We start from the raw sequence: 15,597 nt of genomic DNA, 5'->3' as shown, positions 1-15,597 counted from the left end.
CTCTGACACGATGGTGCAAAGGACACGCTTTGCGATCGGAGGCATGGGAAGAGCAGGTAAAGCCCTCAAACAGGCATTGGAAACGTACCGGATTAGCCAAAACAAGTTGGCGGTAGCTTTAAGCGTGGATCGTTCTATTGTTTTTCGTTGGTTTCACGAGCAAACAGACCCTTCTGGGGAGGCAATTGTAGAGATAGTTCAAGCTTTGAAGGGAATTGAACCTGCTGCGGCAAAGAAGTTTGTGGAATTGTATTTAGGTGAGTTAGTTGAAGAGCAGGAGTAGAGGTGTCACGCTTTACTATCTATTAGAGTGCGATCGCTCTTATTAGTCTCAATACTGCTCGGTTAAGACTCAGATCTTGCACCAGTCGCAATAACCTGCCAGGGGTTTAAACCCCTGGCTAATAGCTAAAGTCGTCTCAAGACGACTCGATAATAATAATAATTCTAGTCCATGTTAGTTAACTTGAGCTATTAGCCAAGAACTTAAATTTTTGGCTGGTTATAAGGCTTATTGAGAATGGTGCAAAGTCTCAATTCCAACCCAATTAGACAAGTACTTTTAGTTACAGATTGCTGGCTCAAAAGTTAGATTATAGCCAAGACTGCCTAGATTATAAAGATAAGTTAGATTACAGCCAAAATTGTCCGGATTATAGCAATAAATAGTTAAAAACATTTTTATTCAAGCTTTAAATAAGCCCTAAAGTTCATAAAGTTATAATTAATCACGGAAGGCAACGACAACCACCTGAGTCCATGACATCTGTTAGGTACCTGAATTACCACAGGGTATAACTGAAATAACCCCAGCTTAAACTGGGGTTATTTGCTGGCTAGTCAAATATACACTATAAATTTCAGGGATATGCCAGTTGTGGCTCAAAAGATTGTTGTTGCAACGGATGGCAGTAGTTCGAGGCTGGAGGAGCATCTTTTTAAGACATAGAGCGGTTCATCCCTCTCAGGGCTTAACTCCTATATCCCTCAACAAAACTTAGGTGCCGGTTCAGTAATGAAAATTAGGGGTAGGGACGAAGCATTTGGGCGACAATTATATCGCTCAAACCCCAGTTCGTGTCCCAATGCTTCGCCTTTCCAGGAGAAAAACGCTCTATCGACTATTTCTGTATCGGCGCTCTAGCTGACTGCTAAAAGACACCCTTTAAGGAACTTGTAGGGACAAAAGATTGTCATCTTTCAGCGCGGAACATGCGATCGCCTTCTCACCCAATCTGGTGAAGGCGCTGTGGAATCAGAAAGAAGAAAATCGAATAATCGGTGTCAGGCTTCAATTCTTATGACTCAGAAAAAATTTAATCTTCCTCCTATCATTTACCTCCTAGTTCTTGCTCTTGCAGGTGGTGGTGCGTCTTGGTTATTCGCCAAAAAATCTGCACCTCTTTCAGAAGCCTTAGCCCAAACAACACCCACACCGAAGCCAACACCTCAAATCATCGTACAACCCCAACCCGTGAAAGCTTTACCCGGTCAGTTGGATACAGTACCGATGTTTAATAGTAATAGCCCGGAATGGGTGAAGATGGAAGGGATTTTACTGTCTACCTTTCCCCCAAGTGGAAAAGCGGTTCCAGCCGCTCATCTCAACTTTCCATTTCAGGGACGATTTGATGTATTTCTTCACCACCAAACTCATACTCCCAAAGATTTACAGACCTTTTATCTAGGATTTATTTTACATAATCCAGGCAAACAACCCGTAACAGTCGATGTGCTGCAAGGGGCAACTTATCTGACGCAAGAAGCACCTTACATTCCCTTACCCACCTATCAAGAAAATCCGAACAATACGGCTTATGCTGGCCCAGGCGATCGCGCCGTACACGACGTCCTCCAAGGTAAACGACAGGCGGATTTTCCAGCAAAATTGGTGATTCCACCGGGACAAAGCCGGATGTTGCTGAATCATCCCACACCTGTGGGGAATTTAGAAAAGCCAATTAATGGGCGATCGGCTTGGGAGCATCCCAATTTTGCAAGAAGGCAAGAGAACGGGAAGTTTATTCGCGATTTTTACTCGCGAATAAAGGCCGACTAGGCGGATGTTGCCCTAACTGCGACAATTTAATTAGTTAGGGAGCCTCTTTATGACAATGACACCAGAAGACAAAAAACTTTTAGCCGACCATATCAAGGCGATAGCTAAAATTCTCTATAAAAATACTCCACAAGAGAAAATTGAGACGTTAGAGGGTATTGAAACAGCGGTGCGCGACCAAGTGCTAGAACATGTCAGCCCCCAAATAACCTTTTTTTTATCGGAGAAAAGACGGGAACAGAATCGGGACGCATCCGAACGATAAGAAGTTGTGTGGGTCGGATAAAAATCACTCAAAAACAAGCGTCACGTTTAGGAATTGAGCCGTATCGACGGTTAAGTCCTCTTCTGGAAAAATGCTGTTTATTACTTGCAGCAAATGAATCATTTCAAGATGCAGAGAATGACCTGAAAGTCTTGACCGGGGTAGAAGTAGGTCACAGCACTCATCATCGCCAAGCCCAGAAAGTAGAGCTATCGCCACCTAATATTAAACAAAAACTGACAGAAGTTTGTCTCGATGGTGGGAAAGTGCGTTTACGCTCACAGGAAAAAGGTAAACCCGCCTACTGGAAGGAGTATAAAACCGGACGACTACAAGGAATATATTACGGAGCCTTCTTTCAAGATAATTTTTCTCTAATTAATTGGGTGAACAGCCAAAACCTGGCTCGAACCATTTATTGCTTGGGTGATGGACACGATGGGGTGTGGAACCTATTTGCACAAATAGCCGACGACCAGACCCGACAAGAAATTCTTGACTGGTATCATTTGAAAGAGAACCTCTATAAAATTCAGGCATCGAAAAAGTTTTTAGAACAAATCGAAGCAGATTTGTGGCAAGGAGTGGTCGAAGAAGCGATTAGTAAACTCCGGAAAACTAACTATGTCGGGGCTACTAACTTTATAAGTTATCTACGTAAACATAGGCATCGCTTAGTCAATTATATGTACTTTCAAGCCGAACAATTAAGTTCGATTGCTTCGGGAGCTGTAGAGTCTGCGGTCAAACAGATAGACAAGCGGCTACAAATAGTCGGCGCTCAATGGAAGTCCCAAAATTTACCGCAAATGCTGCAACTGCGGTGCGCTTATCTGAATCGACAGCTTGCTCCAAGCGCTTAAAAAACCCAAAAACAGTATGAAAAGAAGCACGCTGCTTTTTTTCGCGAGTTACAATCGCGAATAATTAGGATTTATCTTTATGCCTCGAAAGACTTCCAAGGATATTGAGCGAGATAAACTCGCTCGATTTGAGCGTATTAAAAAGGCGATAGCAGCGTTAGAAAAACAACAAAGACAAATATTAAAACAGGGTGAGCTGGCTCCATCCGGGGCTTGGGTAGCGCGTTATCAAGTTCGGCAAAATAATAAGAAATATTGGTACTACAAATTACAAGTGCCGACTCCATACTTCCCATGCGCGACCTCCGAAGAGTTGAGTAAATACAAGCATCTGGGGAAAGCTGGTACTACTGACCATATAGATGCTGTCATGTCTGTTTTTAGGCGTTCTGTTATCGATGAGATACAGAAGCTCATCCGTTCCCTAGATGATTGCTTGCTGGATATTACTTCTGGAGCCGAGCAGGAGGAAGAAAAACCGCAGGATTGAATCTCCCGAAGTATTCGCGATTATTACTCGCGAATAATGGCTGTCCCTTTATTTTTGCACAATTGGGATGCTCCCATCGGCTTTGATGCGATTAAACAGTAATGGTCAGGTTTATGCCGCTAGTTTAACCATGTTTGCCAAAAAAAATCCCGATGGTAGTGACAAAGCACCGACTTTAAAAGAATGGCAAACTCTCCTAAATACAGGCCGTTTAGCAGGGCCACGAGATAAAGCTCCCACTCCCCCAGAACAGACCAGTGGTCAACTGATTTATGGTCGTGTTGCCGGTGTGCAACAAGGCTCAAAGTGGCAGGGAAAGATTGTTGATAGCCCTACCTCTAAAGATTTCACCATTCCTCAATCTGGTCAAGCTGTTTCCTATGGTCTCAACACCCTGCGGGGAGGACGGCTAGGTACCAATCAAAATCAGACAGCGCGAATGCTTGTACGTTATCCCGACACGGCCTATGAAGCACATGGAAACTATGCTGTTGAATATAACCTGAACATCCCTCTTTATAATCCCACCGATAAACCCCAAAAGGTGGCTCTGACCGTTGAAACTCCTTTAAAAGAGGAGAAATTGAGCCGGGGGGGACTCCTGTTCCAAAAACCACCCCGCGATTGGCCATTCTTGCGCGGGACTGTCCGCCTCCGCTACAAAGATGATCAAGGTCAGGAAAAGACTCGCTACGTGCATTTATGGCACCGCACGAGTGAGGTTCTGGAACCCTTGGAAACGTTGGTAATGCCGCCCGGAAGTCGTAAATCGGTGCAATTAGACTTCATTTATCCTCCTGATTCAACACCTCCACATGTACTAACCATTAGAACTATAAATAGTCGTATTCCGTGATTGTTTATATTACTTTTTAGAGCCTATATAACAATCTTATTGAGTTACTTTCCTGGGGCTGTTCAGATACCCGACTTCTTGAATAAGCCGGGTACCTTGCGACTTTCTTAGGTGTATATACTCATTTTTTAGGGAATAAATAAACTTCAGCTTGGCAAGGAATCAAACCCTACGTATCAACATCCGTCACGACCCAATCATGAAAAGATTAAAAGTTATTGTCTCTAACGACAAAACAGAATTTGTCACCCCTAAAGAATTAACGTAAAATTCTACAGATGTTGTCAAAAAGCGTGTAATAGTTGCTGGAAAATTTCAGAATTTCACCGACTGCCTTACCGAGGTCTGGCTTCTAGCGCTCATCGGTATCGGATTTGACCGTTGCAGGAGTCCGACGGTAGGCAGATCTGACAATTTCCTTAAGATCTCAAGACTACATGCCGCTCTCGTTAGAGAATCCTGACTAGCTAGAGTTGACAGCTTCCCGCCCTCTAGATGAAACTCTCTTTACTACTTTTAGGCCATCAAAATGAACAGCAACAAACTGCCACCAAAACAGGGCCTATACGATCCACAGTTTGAACACGACGCCTGTGGTGTCGGGTTCATCGTGCACATGAAGGGGAAGAAGTCGCACGAGATCGTAGAGCAGGCACTGACGATCCTCTTAAACCTCGACCACCGGGGTGCGTGTGGTTGTGAAACGAATACGGGTGACGGAGCAGGCATTTTGATGCAAGTGCCGCACAAGTTCCTGAAAAAGGTGGCAGCGGCCCAAAGCATCACACTGCCAGAAGCGGGTCAGTATGGCGTGGGTATGATTTACTCCTCGCCCGATCCGGCTGAGCGAGAGCAGAGTCGGCGGATTTTTGAAAAAATTGTAGCTGAGGAAGGTCAGCAGGTTCTGGGCTGGCGCGACGTACCCACGGATAACTCGTCCCTGGGTAATACCGCGAAATCCAGCGAACCGTTCATGGAGCAGGTATTCATCCAGCGCAACCCTGAACTGCCTGATGATATGGCATTCGAGCGGAAGCTCTACGTCATCCGCAAGCGGTCTCACACCGCCATCCGCGCCACCCACATTGACCCCTATTGGTATCCCTCCAGCCTGTCGTGTCGCACCATTGTTTACAAAGGCATGTTGATGCCGGTACAGGTGGGATTGTATTACCCCGACCTGCAAGACCCGGATATGGAAAGTGCCTTGGGACTGGTACACTCCCGGTTCAGCACCAACACCTTCCCAAGCTGGGAGCGAAGTCACCCCTATCGTTACATCGCCCATAACGGCGAAATCAACACGCTACGCGGCAACATCAACTGGATGCACGCGAGGCAGTCGCTGTTCGAGTCGGAGTTATTCGGCGAGGACATGAAGAAGATTCAGCCGGTGATCAACATGGACGGGAGTGACTCGCTGATCTTCGACAATGCCATGGAATTGCTCGTACTGGCGGGGCGATCGCTTCCCCATGCGATGATGATGATGATTCCCGAACCGTGGACAGCCCACGAGTCGATGAGCGATGAGAAAAAGGCGTTCTACGAATACCACTCCTGTCTGATGGAACCCTGGGACGGCCCTGCCTCGATCGCATTCACCGATGGCACCATGATGGGTGCGGTACTGGATCGCAACGGTTTGCGCCCCTCGCGTTACTACGTCACCAAAGATGACCTGGTGATCATGGCCTCCGAAGCCGGTGTATTGCCCATTGAACCCGAACGGGTAGCCCTGAAAGGTCGCCTGCAACCCGGACGGATGTTCCTGGTGGACATGGAAGAGGGTCGGATCGTCGCCGATGAAGAGATTAAACATAAAATTGCCACCGAACACCCTTATCGCGAGTGGATCAACCAACACATGGTCGAACTCGCGCAGGTGAAAGATGCACCCGTAGCGGACACCGTAGCCGACACCGGAACCCCACCCCTACTCCAGCGCCAGATGGCCTTTGGTTATACCTTTGAGGAGCTACGCCTGCTGCTGACGCCAATGGCTCGTGATGGGGTTGAAGCCGTCGGTGCCATGGGTGCAGATACCCCCCTGGCTGTTTTGTCTGACCGTCCCAAACTGCTTTACGAGTATTTCCAGCAACTATTTGCCCAGGTTACAAATCCACCTATCGATTCCATCCGAGAAGAGATTATCACCTCGGCGGAGACAACCATTGGTTCGGAACGCAACTTGCTCAAGCCTGAACCGGAGAGTTGCCATCTGATCGAGCTGAAAACACCGATCCTGAGTAACGAAGAACTGGCGAAGCTCAAGCACATCAACGAGGGTCAGTTTAAATCCGTTACCCTGCCGATTCTATTCGACCCGAAACAGGGTGTGAAGGGACTGGAAACGGCGATGGAAGAGATTTGCGCCCAGGCGAACCGTGCCATTGAAGCAGGCGTGAATCTGATCATCCTCAGCGATCGCGGTGTGAACCCCGATAACGCCCCGATTCCAGCCTTGATGGCAGTTTCCGGGCTGCATCACCACCTGATCCGCGAAGGCACACGCACCAGAGTCGGACTTGTCCTCGAATCCGGTGAACCCCGTGAGGTGCATCATTATGCAACCCTGATTGGCTACGGCTGCGGTGCGATCAATCCCTATCTCGCCTTCGAGACGATCGCGGACATGATCCACGAAGGCTTGCTGGTCAACATTGACCACAAAACAGCCTGTAAAAACTACGTCAAAGCTGCGACGAAAGGTGTGGTGAAGGTCGCCTCCAAGATTGGCATCTCCACGATTCAGAGTTATCGGGGTGCCCAGATTTTCGAGGCGATTGGACTCAACCAATCAGTGATTGACAAATACTTTAGTTGGACAGCATCACGGATTCAGGGGGCAGACCTCGAAGTCATTGCCCAAGAAGCGATTTTACGGCACTCTCAGGCTTTCCCTGACCGTCCAGCCAATGGTCACACTCTGGATGTCGGTGGTGAATATCAGTGGCGTAAAGGTGGAGAGGCGCACCTATTTAGTCCGGAGACTATCCACACGCTGCAAAAGGCAGTACGGGTCGGTAGTTACGACCTTTACAAGCAATATGCAGGGCTGGTGAATGAGCAGAACCAAAGGCACTTCACGCTGCGCGGACTGTTGGAATTCAAGCCGCGCGAACCCGTGCCCATTGAGGAAGTGGAACCCGTTGAGGCGATCGTCAAGCGCTTTAAAACGGGTGCGATGAGCTATGGTTCCATCTCAAAGGAAACACACGAAGCCTTAGCGATCGCCATGAACCGCCTCGGTGGCAAATCCAACACCGGTGAAGGGGGTGAAGACCCAGACCGTTATACTTGGACGAATGAGCAGGGCGACTCGAAGAACAGCGCGATCAAACAGGTGGCATCCGGTCGCTTTGGTGTGACCAGCCTCTATTTGTCCCAAGCCAAAGAACTCCAGATTAAGATGGCGCAGGGGGCAAAACCGGGTGAAGGCGGACAACTTCCTGGCAAAAAGGTGTATCCATGGATTGCTAAGGTGCGCCACTCCACCCCCGGCGTGGGACTGATTTCGCCACCGCCGCACCACGACATCTACTCCATCGAAGACCTGGCTGAGTTGATTCACGACTTGAAGAACGCCAACCGCGAGGCACGGGTGAGTGTCAAGTTGGTGTCCGAAGTGGGCGTTGGCACTATTGCTGCTGGTGTTTCCAAAGCCCATGCTGATGTTGTCCTGATTTCCGGTTACGACGGCGGGACAGGCGCATCACCCCAGACTTCGATCAAGCACGCCGGATTGCCTTGGGAACTGGGACTAGCGGAAACCCACCAGACTTTGGTTCTGAACAACTTGCGATCGCGGATTGTGGTCGAAACCGATGGTCAGATGAAGACAGGACGGGACGTGGTCATTGCCGCACTGCTGGGTGCTGAGGAGTTTGGGTTTGCCACCGCCCCTCTAGTCACCCTCGGCTGCATCATGATGCGCGTGTGCCACCTCAACACTTGCCCAGTTGGCGTCGCCACACAAGACCCGCAACTGCGTCAGAACTTCACTGGCGATCCGGAACACACGGTGAACTTCATGAAGTTCATCGCGCAGGAAGCCCGCGAACTCATGGCAGAACTCGGTTTCCGCACGATCAATGAAATGGTCGGTCGCACCGATATCCTTGAGCCAAAGAAGGCTGTGGAGCATTGGAAGGCAAAGAACCTCGACCTCTCGAAGATTCTTTATCAGCCGGAAGTCGGGCCAGAGGTGGGTCGCTATTGTCAAATCCCCCAAGACCACGGACTTGACAAATCCCTCGATATAACCACTCTGCTCGATTTGTGCCAACCGGCGATCGAGAAGGGTGAAAAAGTGAAAGCCACGTTACCGATTAAGAACGTGAACCGTGTGGTTGGCACCATCCTCGGTAACGAAATCACCAAGCGCCACTGGGAGGGACTGCCAGAAGATACGGTACATCTACATTTCCAGGGCAGCGCAGGCCAAAGTTTTGGCGCATTCGTACCGAAAGGTGTGACCCTCGAACTGGAAGGGGATGCCAATGACTACCTGGGTAAGGGTCTCAGTGGCGGTAAAATCATTCTCTATCCGCCCGTGGCTTCCACGTTTGTTGCCGAGGAAAACATCATTGCGGGTAATGTTGCCTTCTACGGGGCAACCGGTGGCGAAGCCTACATCCGAGGGATGGCCGGTGAGCGTTTCTGCGTCCGTAACTCCGGTGTGAACACGGTGGTTGAAGCCGTTGGTGACCATGGTTGTGAATACATGACGGGCGGTAAAGTTGTTGTGCTAGGGGCAACCGGTCGCAACTTTGCAGCAGGCATGAGTGGTGGCGTTGCCTATATCCTCGATGAGGCAGGCGACTTTGCCACGCGCTGCAACCAGCAAATGGTTGGACTAGAAACCCTGGAAGATGCGGAAGAGATCGACGACTTGTACCAGATGATCCAGCGCCATGCCGACTACACCGGGAGCGAGAAAGCATCCAAAGTGCTTGCCTCTTGGAAAGACATGGTGCCGAAGTTCGTCAAGGTGATGCCGAAGGATTACAAGCGTGTGTTGCAGGCGATTGAGAAGGCGATCGCCGCCGGCTTGAGTGGTGATGATGCGCTGACGGCAGCGTTTGAAGAAAACGCCCGCGATGTTGCTCGTATTGGTGGGAGTTAGAATTCAATCGTGAAATTCTAACCATAAAACAAGGGGCTTAAGCCCCTTGTTTGAGCGCACTGAGGCAGCAATCTTGGAGGCAACCCCGAATGGTACAAACCCCATCCAAAACTTTAACCCTGGAAGAGTTTCTGCAATTACCCGAAACGCAACCTGCCCGTGAATATATTGGTGGTAGGATTATGCAAAAACCAATGCCGAAGGCTCGCCACTCTAGACTTCAGGGGAAATTAATTAACGCCGTTAATGAAGTCGTTGAACAAAGGCGAATTGCCTATGCTTTTCCTGAATTGCGTTGTACCTTTGGGGGTCGCTCAGTGGTTCCTGATGTGTCGGTTCTTCGTTGGGAGAATATTGAGTTTGATGAGAATGGAGAACCTATCGATGATGTGTTAATGGCTCCAGATTGGACGATTGAAATTCTTTCTCCAGACCAGAGTTCTAACCGTGTTACTGGCAATATCCTGCACTGTTTAAAGTATGGTTGTAAACTCGGATGGCTGCTCGATCCAGATGATCGTTCAATTCTAGTATTCCAGCCAAAACAACAACCCGAATTACGTCAAGGACAAGATGATTTGATTTTATTGGATGGAATTGAATTAAATCTAACAGTAGAACAAGTTTTTAGCTGGCTAAAAATGAAAGAGGTGTGAGCGATCAGCCTCCTCCTCAATCTAAAGTCAAATACAAATATTAGTGAGACAAAATTATGGGAAAACCAACAGGCTTCATCGAATTTCTTCGGGAATCACCCTCTGAACTTGCGCCCCTCGCTCGCATCCACAACTGGGACGAATTCCACCTTCACATGCCAGAGGAGAATCTCCGCACCCAAGGCGCACGCTGTATGGATTGCGGCATTCCCTTTTGCCACACGGGCACCCTAATCAGTGGCATGGCGAGTGGTTGTCCGATCAATAACCTGATTCCCGAATGGAACGACCTCGTCTATCGTGGGCTTTGGCGCGAGGCACTGGATCGCCTGCACAAAACGAATAACTTCCCCGAATTCACCGGTCGCGTCTGTCCCGCACCCTGTGAAGGCTCTTGCGTACTGGGTATTAACAACCCGCCTGTCACCATTAAGAATATCGAGTACTCGATCATCGAAAAAGGATGGGATGAAGGCTGGATTACACCCGAACCCCCAGCCAAGCGCACGGGGAAAAAAGTGGCGGTGATTGGCTCCGGCCCTGCGGGTTTGAGTGCGGCGGCTCAGCTTAACAAAGCGGGTCATTGGGTCACTGTATTTGAACGCGCCGACCGTCCAGGCGGACTGCTGATGTATGGTATCCCCAACATGAAGCTGGACAAGGAACAAGTCGTTTTACGTCGCCTCAACGTGCTTGAGGAAGAAGGTGTGAAGTTTGTCTGCAACACCGAAGTGGGTAAGGACTTGCCCGTAGAAAATCTCCTCAAGGAATTCGACGCTGTCATCCTCTGCACGGGTGCCACCAAACCGCGTGACTTGCCGATCGAAGGACGCTCCTTGCAAGGCATCCACTTTGCTATGGACTTCTTGACGGCAAACACTAAGGCCGTTCTGGACAAGCAATCCCATAGCCCCCTCTGTGCTGAAGGCAAGGATGTGGTGATCATTGGCGGCGGTGACACTGGTACCGACTGCGTGGGTACCTCGATTCGCCACGGCTGTAACAGCCTCGTGCAACTAGAAATTCTGCCCAAACCCCCAGGAGAACGTGCCTCTAACAACCCATGGCCTGAATGGCCTAAAGTGTACAAAATGGACTACGGGCAGGAGGAAGCTGCTGCCAAGTTTGGTGCCGACCCCCGCACCTATCTCACCACCGCGACCAAGTTCGAGGGCGACGAGAACGGCAATGTCAAAGCCGTCCATACCGTACAAGTGGAGTGGGAAAAAAACGACAAAGGCCAGTTCATCCCCAAACATGTCCCTGGCACGGAAAAAGTCTTACCTGCACAACTGGTCTTACTGGCAATGGGTTTCCTCGGCCCTGAACAACCCCTGCTTGATGCCCTCGGCCTTGAACGCGACCCACGCAGCAATGTAAAAGCCGACTATGGAAAATACGCCACTAGTCTCCCTGGAGTCTTTGCGGCGGGTGACTGCCGTCGGGGTCAAAGCCTTGTCGTCTGGGCTTTTAACGAAGGACGGGGTGCAGCGCGTGAGTGCGACCTTTACCTGATGGGTAGTACTGACCTGCCTTGAAGAAAATTCTGTTCTATATCTACCAAACTCCTCACCGGGATTCTGGTGATTGGAATGGGGTGGATTGTCACCGATCCATCTATTTTTTAGAGCGTTACAAGCAAAGGAAGGGAATTATGGTTCTGATCTCTCCTCAAACTGTCTATGAAAACCTCAAACTTTTGGAGGATGTAGATATTGCAAGTAGTGCATTCTATCGAGAATTGGCTCAAGCTGTGTTAGCCGACCCCAAAGTGACGCTAACCTGGCGACAGGCGATCGCCGATCGGCTCAACCGAGCTAACCATCGCTTGGAGAGGGTGACCGTTGGCGAGAATGATAGCTACTAAAGTTTAACGCTGAGAACAAGCTGGCTCCTGACGGAGCCAGCCGATGTCATTTTTTATACAGTTGAATTCACAACACTGACACGCTTTGTCGTTGCAGGTGCACGTCCTAATGCTTTCAACCAGCGATAATTAGAACTCAAAATGCCTCCAAAAGTTTCATACACCTTATATTCCACCCCAAATTCTTGGCAAACTTCTTGCACAATCTTTGCAATTTTGGGGTAGTGAATATGACAAACTTTGGGGAAAAGGTGATGAATGGCTTGATAGTTTAATCCTCCGACATACCAATTAATGAAGTGGTTTTTTGGGGCAAAGTCTACCGTTGTCTTGAGCTGGAAAATCGCCCATTCATCTTCTATGTGGATTTGCTCTGACTCACTGGTTAAGAACTCGGCTGAATCCAGAACATGAGCCAGCATAAACACGATATTGATGACCAATCCATAGGTCATAAAGGTAACCGCCACACCCAAAAATACTTGCCATGGCGTGTATCCCACCGCTAAGGGGATACCAATCACGTAACCCAGCCAAATCACTTTAAATCCCAGCAGCGTTATTTTCTCGGAAAGTTTAGGTGTTGGGATGACATGGTTGTGATATTTGCCCTTACTTAAAATCAAATTCACATCGCAGTAAGACCAATACAGAGGGACCAAACAATAAATGAACCAGATGTAAATATGCTGAAACCGGTAATACCATCGGTATTCTTGTGTGGGATACATCCTCACCCAACCATCCCCATCGATTTCAACATCATGACCTGGGATGTTGGTATAAGTATGATGCAGAACGTTATGACGATATCTCCATAAATAACTGGAAACTCCCATAAAATCGTAAGTCAAACCCAATATGTAATTAACATATTTATTGTTGGAATATCCTCCATGGTTGGCATCATGACCCACATTAAAGACAAACCCCGCCATCCCAAAAGCGAGAATGACGCAGCCGATTAATCTCATCCAACCTGATACAGGAGCGAAAAGGATGAAAGTCCAAGCCGAAATCATCCACCCCAACAGAACGGCTGTTTTAAGATACATTGCCGGATTATCTCTAGGGGAAATATTTTCAGATCTAAAATAATCCTTAACTCTGCGATTTAGTTCTTTTCTAAATCCAATTTCTTTGGCAAAAGTGATTTTGGTTTGTTCCATGTTATCCAATAGACACAAAGACCTGTAGTATAACCTGTCCAACAAGCACCTCTAGGAAACAAAGTGCTAAAAATCACACTGAAGAGAGGTGCAATTCCCCATGGTTGCACTATTCATCAGCATTTCATTGAAATTTCTTATACCCCAGCTCCTGGAGGCCAAGTAGAGACGACAAAAATGACCACCGCTGCGATCGCCAGTAACCCTTCAATTAAATTCCCAATCAGCGAACCCACGACTACTCCCACACCCGCCTTAACCGACTGCTGGGTTCTTTCTGAGAGTGGCAATTCCCGCCGATAGATAAATTCTCCAATAATGGCTCCCAACAGAGGGCCAATCAGAATACCCACCAGTGGCCCTCCAAACAGCCAAGCTGGCAGAAGACCGAAAAATCCTAACACTAACCCTACAAAGGCACCAATTTGCCCCCATTTACTGGCACCCGCTTGTCTAGCCCCCCAGTAGGTGGCTAAAAATTCAACGCCAGCACTCAAAATCAAAATCAAAAATATCGAGATCAGGGGTAGCCAGTTCACATTCGCCACACCCTGGCTCACCTGAACAATAATCCAAACTAAAATTGCACCTAAAATCAAGCTAGGGCCAGGAATGCCGGGAACCACCGCCCCGACAACACCCACCAACATCACAGCAATCAGTATCCAGTAAAGAATTGTGATCAACATTTAACCCTCAACAGTGGCGAAATCCTCAGCAAATCGGCTAAGGGTATTGGCCAGTTTGTCTGCAATTCCCTCGATCCAATTCTCATCTTGCTTTGTGTAACTACGGGGGGCATTTGCCGCTAAAATCAGTGCCCCCTGATCACCAAGCGGTTGGCAGATGACTCCTTGAGTATTTTCTGGCAGGTAGTCAAATTCAATGCGTCCAGGATATAGCTTGAGATCCACTAAATAAACAGGCTTTTGTTTTTCTATAACTCGACTCAAAATAGCTCCTGGCTTGACTTCTGGATTCGCCCCTAAAACACCTCGACGCAATAAAATCTTGCCTTGATAGAACACCACTAGCGATCGCGTCACTGTATTCGTCAGCAACAGATGTGACGCCCATGCCAGTTCAGTCTTCACCTCTTCCGGTAATTCAGGGGCTAATTCCAACCCCTCCTCTCCGATCAGGTTAACCGCTTCCGGCGATCGCGGCTGCACCTGCTGCCACAGTAAACCTGTCAAAATCAACACTGCGCTTAAAATCACTCCTAAAGCATCTGAACGTGCCTGAGATTCCGTGAGTTGGGGCGTCAACAAACGGTTAGTCAGCAGCAGAACTCCTGCAACGCCTCCCACAATCAATGGAAGTTGTCGCAGTACATAGTTTTGATCAGGTTTAGCCATGCGTCTTTACTAAAGATGAAGGATAAAGGCTGAAGAATTTACGTTATTGGTATTCCCCATCCCAAGGCTGTTTCATACCCCATACTTCACTCCTCCCCAGGTTCAATAATTCGCTGGAACAAATAGCCCGTCCCGCGTGCCGTCAAAATCAGCTCAGGATTGCTGGGGTCGTCTTCCAGCTTCGCCCGTAGCCGTGAGATGTGGACATCCACCACACGGGTATCGACATGGCGCTCTGGTGTGTAACCCCACACCTCCTGCAAAATCTCCGATCGCGAGAAGGGTTCCCCAGAACGGCTGACCAATAACTCTAGGAGACTGAACTCCATACCAGTGAGCCGGATGCGCTCATCTCCCTTATACACCTGCCGCTTATTGGTGTCGATTTTGATCAGGCTGACATGGATCACACCCGAACTGGGAATCCCAGAAGCGCCTACCTTGTCAACCCGTCGTAATACAGAACGGATGCGGGCTTCCAACTCTTTCGGCGAAAAGGGCTTGACAACATAGTCATCTGCCCCTAACTCTAAACCTGTAATGCGGTCGGCAACATCCCCTAATGCCGTTAGCATAATAATGGGGACATCGGATTCCTTTCGCAATTCCTGACAAACCCCGTAACCGTCGAGCTTCGGCATCATTACATCCAAAACCACTAGGTCAGGGTCTGCATTACGAAAGGTTTCCAGAGCTTCTTCTCCATCGGCTGCTGTGACAACATCGTAGCCAATCATGGAAAGACGTGTTTCCAAGATGCGGCGGATACTTGCTTCATCATCAACAACGAGGATTTTTTCCTTATGATTTTCCAATTGACTCAGTACTCCCAAAAGATGCTCGGCGGATTGTTAATTTATTGAGTAGCTTATCTCTAAGATATAAC

At 48.5% G+C, this 15,597-nt stretch carries 11 protein-coding genes and 2 pseudogenes; 9 read left to right on the top strand and 4 right to left on the bottom strand.

All coding sequences use genetic code 11. The annotated features are described in order from the left end of the window. The first annotated feature begins 10 nt into the window (after positions 1-10). From MIC7113_RS06945 to MIC7113_RS06900, 9 genes and pseudogenes are all read left to right on the top strand, one after another. Positions 11-283, top strand: coding sequence for a helix-turn-helix domain-containing protein (locus MIC7113_RS06945; protein ID WP_015181465.1), 273 nt, complete (start codon positions 11-13; stop codon positions 281-283). 1,017 nt (positions 284-1,300) lie between these two features. Next, positions 1,301-1,981, top strand: a pseudogene (locus tag MIC7113_RS06940) (DUF3370 family protein); the annotation flags it as partial. Between the two features lie 127 nt (positions 1,982-2,108). After that, a protein-coding gene (locus MIC7113_RS06930) for an ISKra4-like element ISMic1 family transposase (RefSeq protein ID WP_076612115.1) occupies positions 2,109-3,187 on the top strand; the annotation gives its coding sequence in 2 pieces (ribosomal slippage) (positions 2,109-2,270 and positions 2,273-3,187; 1,077 coding nt in all). A 79-nt stretch (positions 3,188-3,266) separates the two neighbouring features. Further along, the gene (locus tag MIC7113_RS06925) at positions 3,267-3,677 is read left to right on the top strand and encodes a hypothetical protein (RefSeq protein WP_015180238.1); all 411 of its coding nucleotides are present in this window, start codon (positions 3,267-3,269) and stop codon (positions 3,675-3,677) included. A 76-nt stretch (positions 3,678-3,753) separates the two neighbouring features. After that, a pseudogene (locus MIC7113_RS06920) lies at positions 3,754-4,533 on the top strand (DUF3370 domain-containing protein); the annotation flags it as partial. A gap of 529 nt (positions 4,534-5,062) precedes the next feature. Continuing rightward, the gene (gene gltB / locus MIC7113_RS06915) at positions 5,063-9,661 is read left to right on the top strand and encodes a glutamate synthase large subunit (RefSeq protein ID WP_015181464.1); all 4,599 of its coding nucleotides are present in this window, start codon (positions 5,063-5,065) and stop codon (positions 9,659-9,661) included. Between the two features lie 89 nt (positions 9,662-9,750). Continuing rightward, positions 9,751-10,317 (top strand): Uma2 family endonuclease, encoded by a 567-nt coding sequence (locus tag MIC7113_RS06910; RefSeq protein WP_015181463.1) that lies wholly within the window; start codon positions 9,751-9,753, stop codon positions 10,315-10,317. A 56-nt stretch (positions 10,318-10,373) separates the two neighbouring features. Continuing rightward, positions 10,374-11,855: a glutamate synthase small subunit gene (gene gltD, locus MIC7113_RS06905; RefSeq protein WP_015181462.1), complete on the top strand. Its 1,482-nt coding sequence runs from the start codon at positions 10,374-10,376 to the stop codon at positions 11,853-11,855. A 116-nt stretch (positions 11,856-11,971) separates the two neighbouring features. Further along, entirely contained in the window at positions 11,972-12,184 is a 213-nt protein-coding gene (locus MIC7113_RS06900) for a hypothetical protein (RefSeq protein WP_015181461.1), read from the top strand. 53 nt (positions 12,185-12,237) lie between these two features. On the opposite strand, the gene MIC7113_RS06895 is transcribed toward MIC7113_RS06900, so the two are convergent. From MIC7113_RS06895 to rpaB, 4 genes are all read right to left on the bottom strand, one after another. After that, positions 12,238-13,353, bottom strand: coding sequence for a fatty acid desaturase family protein (locus tag MIC7113_RS06895; protein WP_041779932.1), 1,116 nt, complete (start codon positions 13,351-13,353; stop codon positions 12,238-12,240). A 137-nt stretch (positions 13,354-13,490) separates the two neighbouring features. Further along, positions 13,491-14,042 (bottom strand): DUF456 domain-containing protein, encoded by a 552-nt coding sequence (locus MIC7113_RS06890; protein WP_015181459.1) that lies wholly within the window; start codon positions 14,040-14,042, stop codon positions 13,491-13,493. Then, positions 14,043-14,711 (bottom strand): cofactor assembly of complex C subunit B, encoded by a 669-nt coding sequence (locus tag MIC7113_RS06885; protein WP_015181458.1) that lies wholly within the window; start codon positions 14,709-14,711, stop codon positions 14,043-14,045. 86 nt (positions 14,712-14,797) lie between these two features. Further along, entirely contained in the window at positions 14,798-15,526 is a 729-nt protein-coding gene (rpaB, locus tag MIC7113_RS06880; RefSeq protein ID WP_041780535.1) for a response regulator transcription factor RpaB, read from the bottom strand. Positions 15,527-15,597 lie beyond the last annotated feature (71 nt).

This window comes from Allocoleopsis franciscana PCC 7113 (assembly GCF_000317515.1).
GTDB classification, from domain to species: Bacteria; Cyanobacteriota; Cyanobacteriia; order Cyanobacteriales; family Coleofasciculaceae; genus Allocoleopsis; species Allocoleopsis franciscana.
This window is presented reverse-complemented; position numbering and strand designations above follow the sequence as displayed.